Genomic DNA, 1,378 nt, shown 5'->3' on the forward strand with positions numbered 1-1,378 from the left:
AAGGAAAGAGCACAAACACATGCCAGTGAACGCCACGCAGCTCAATTGAATGTTCTACGGACATGGTCAAATAAATACGAATATGGAATCGCGATAGAATGAGCATATATTCTGAGTACATTGCCAGTTTTTCAATCCCAAGAGAACGAATTAATCAATTTGAACTATTGATAGGTTTCAATCCCCTGGAAAAACGCTTTTTTACAGAAGAAGAGGAAAGATTATGTGTTCGAGCCTTACAATTTGTTGATAGAAGTTTCCTTTTGGAGGATGCCCACAATTTTAGTTATCAAAAGCTTGCGAAATTACATCTTAAAGAATTTCCAGAAATAGAAAGTTTAATTAATCAGGAAAATATTATTGAAAAATTATGGGAGAAGTACATTGATTTTTTTGATATTGCTGAGTTGGGGTATATTTTCCCGCAGCAAATAAATACAGAATGGGAGAAACAAAAAGCAATTGTCATTGAAAAAAATAATGAATTACGCAGCGAAATAGATAAGAGAACTGTGGAAAACTTAAAAGGAAGTGGACGCATTGCTTGGACGTTGAATATTCCGGGAAATGGATTCCTTGGAAGATTAATTGAGGAAAAAAGTGGGATAACAAAGCAGATAAAGGAAAATTATTCAATAGTTAATTATCCTTCTGGATTAATAGCCAGATATCTATTGGACAAAAATATTCCAAGGGCTTTAACGCCAAGGCAATTTGAAGAATTTGTGGGTAAAGTATTTGAAACAGAAGGGTGGGTAATTAAATTGACAAAAGAAACCCGAGATGGCGGTAAAGATCTAATCGCTACAAAATTTGATAACTTTGGAAATAAACACTTAGCTTATATTGAGGTTAAACGATTTAATGAAAAGAATAAAATAGGAATTGAATTAGTAAAGCAATTCTTTGCGACATTACTAATTGATAAGGTCTCAAAAGGGTTTTTCGTAACTTCGTCTGCATTCACTAAACCAACTATTAACCTTATTTCTGACAATGAAATATGTTCAACAAGAATTCAATTAATGGATAGGATTAAATTGCAAGAAAAAATAAATGAAATAGCCCAGAAAGAATTAACTCCCTATCTTATGAAGATGTAAGCGGAGTTTCAATAATGGTATATGATATGGTTAAATGAGGAGAACCGTTTTTTGATCTTATAATAAAAGCCGTAGAACAAAGATTTGGAGCAGACAAAACTTTTGTCATGATTCTTGCTTACGCAAGAATACATGCCAAGCCTTTGGCACAGTTTTGCAGCTCAAAACGTCGTTAGATGACCGACTGCCCCACGATTAGTGGACACCTGCTATAGTTAGATTTAAACTAAATAGGGGTGAAACATGGGAAAGAGAAAAGTCCAAGCGTACACAGA

General features: G+C 34.0%; 1 protein-coding gene. It reads left to right on the forward strand.

Annotated elements, in window-relative coordinates:
• The first annotated feature begins 98 nt into the window (after window positions 1-98).
• On the forward strand, window positions 99-1,103 hold the full coding sequence (locus F459_RS0121955) for a restriction endonuclease (protein WP_020614781.1): 1,005 nt from the start codon (window positions 99-101) through the stop codon (window positions 1,101-1,103).
• Window positions 1,104-1,378 lie beyond the last annotated feature (275 nt).

This window comes from Sediminispirochaeta bajacaliforniensis DSM 16054, from assembly GCF_000378205.1.
Taxonomy (GTDB): Bacteria; Spirochaetota; Spirochaetia; order DSM-16054; family Sediminispirochaetaceae; genus Sediminispirochaeta; species Sediminispirochaeta bajacaliforniensis.

What these genes read in the sequence shown, in the direction of transcription:
- F459_RS0121955 (WP_020614781.1), top strand. Translation starts at nt 99, where the DNA reads ATGAGCATATATTCTGAGTACATTGCCAGTTTTTCAATCCCAAGAGAA.